The sequence below is a fragment of the Pseudomonas sp. PGPR N4 genome, assembly GCF_059693665.1.
Genome location: NZ_JCAUKV010000012.1, coordinates 1 through 1909, shown reverse-complemented (window position 1 = coordinate 1909; position 1909 = coordinate 1). Strand labels below are relative to the sequence as shown.

General features: G+C 58.1%; 1 protein-coding gene. It reads right to left on the bottom strand.

What is annotated here, in order from left to right; genetic code table 11:
• Positions 1-1909: beta strand repeat-containing protein (locus tag AC58X1_RS24675; RefSeq protein WP_497429617.1), on the bottom strand; the 1909-nt coding region annotated here is incomplete at both ends.

Below are 1909 nucleotides of genomic sequence, written 5' to 3'. Positions count from 1 at the left end.
CGCAGCTTCAGCAGTGACGGCCACAGTCGTGGTGTCGATGGTGTCTTCGACAGCGACAGTGGTGGTCGCGCCAGTCAGATCGACAGCTTCGAAATTGCCGCCATTGACCGCAGTGACGGTCGCAGTGACTTCGCTACCGTCTTTGTAGACGTCTTCAACGTTGGTGTTCGGGACCTGGAGCGTGCCCTTGCCATCAGCGCCAACTGTGACGGTGTAATCAGTGCCACCGACGTTAACGGTCAAGGTAGCGGTGGTGCCAGGCTGCGGCGGATTGCTCAGCTGGAAGTTGAAGGTGAGGTTTGCGTCACCTTCTTTCGCAGCTTCAGCAGTGACGGCCACAGTCGTGGTGTCGATGGTGTCTTCGACGGCAACAGTGGTGGTCGCGCCAGTCAGGTCGACGGCTTCGAAGTTACCGCCATTGACTGCGGTCACGGTTGCAGTGACTTCGCTGCCGTCGTTGTATACGTCTTCAACGTTGGTATTCGGGACCGACAAGGTGCCCTTGCCATCAGCGCCAACGTTGACGGTGTAGTTAGTGCCACCGACATTTACAGTCAGAGTCGTGGTGCTGCCAGCCTGCGGCGGGTTGCTCAACTGGAAGTTGAAGGTGAGGTTTGCGTCACCTTCCTTCGCAGCTTCGGCAGTGACGGCCACAGTCGTGGTGTCGATGGTGTCTTCGACGGCAACAGTGGTGGTCGCGCCGGTCAGATCCACAGCTTCGAAGTTACCGCCATTGACTGCGGTCACGGTTGCAGTGACTTCGCTGCCGTCTTTGTAGACGTCTTCGATGTTGGTGTTAGGTACCTGGAGCGTGCCCTTGCCATCGGCGCCAACAGTGACGGTGTAATCAGTACCACCGACGTTAACGGTCAAGGTAGCAGTGGTACCCGCCTGCGGCGGATTGCTCAGCTGGAAGTTGAAGGTGAGGTTCGCATCACCTTCCTTCGCAGCTTCCGCAGTGACGACCACAGTGGTGGTGTCGATGGTGTCTTCGACGGCAACAGTGGTGGTCGCGCCGGTCAGATCGACGGCTTCGAAGTTACCGCCGTTGACCGCGGTTACAGTCGCGGTGACTTCGCTACCGTCTTTGTACACGTCTTCAACGTTGGTATTCGGGACCGACAAGGTGCCCTTGCCATCAGCGCCAACTGTGACGGTGTAATCAGTGCCACCGACATTTACAGTCAGAGTTGTAGTGCTGCCAGCCTGCGGCGGGTTGCTCAACTGGAAGTTGAAGGTGAGGTTTGCGTCACCTTCTTTCGCAGCTTCGGCAGTAACGGCCACAGTCGTGGTATCGATGGTGTCTTCGACGGCAACAGTGGTGGTCGCGCCAGTCAGGTCGACGGCTTCGAAGTTACCGCCATTGACCGCAGTGACGGTCGCAGTGACTTCACTGCCGTCCTTGTAGACGTCTTCAACGTTGGTGTTCGGGACCTGGAGAGTGCCCTTGCCATCGGCGCCCACAGTGACGGTGTAATCAGTGCCACCGACGTTAACGTTCAAGGTAGCAGTGGTACCCGCCTGCGGTGGGTTGCTCAGCTGGAAGTTGAAGGTGAGGTTTGCGTCACCTTCTTTCGCAGCTTCGGCAGTAACAGCCACAGTGGTGGTGTCGATGGTGTCTTCGACAGCAACGGTGGTGGTCGCGCCAGTCAGATCCACAGCTTCGAAGTTACCGCCGTTGACCGCGGTTACAGTCGCAGTGACTTCACTACCGTCTTTGTAGACGTCTTCAACGTTGGTATTCGGGACCTGGAGAGTGCCCTTGCCATCGGCGCCCACAGTGACGGTGTAATCAGTGCCACCGACGTTGACGGTCAAGGTAGCCGTGGTACCCGCCTGCGGCGGATTGCTCAGCTGGAAGTTGAAGGTGAGGTTCGCGTCGCCTTCTTTCGCAGCTTCCGCAGTGACG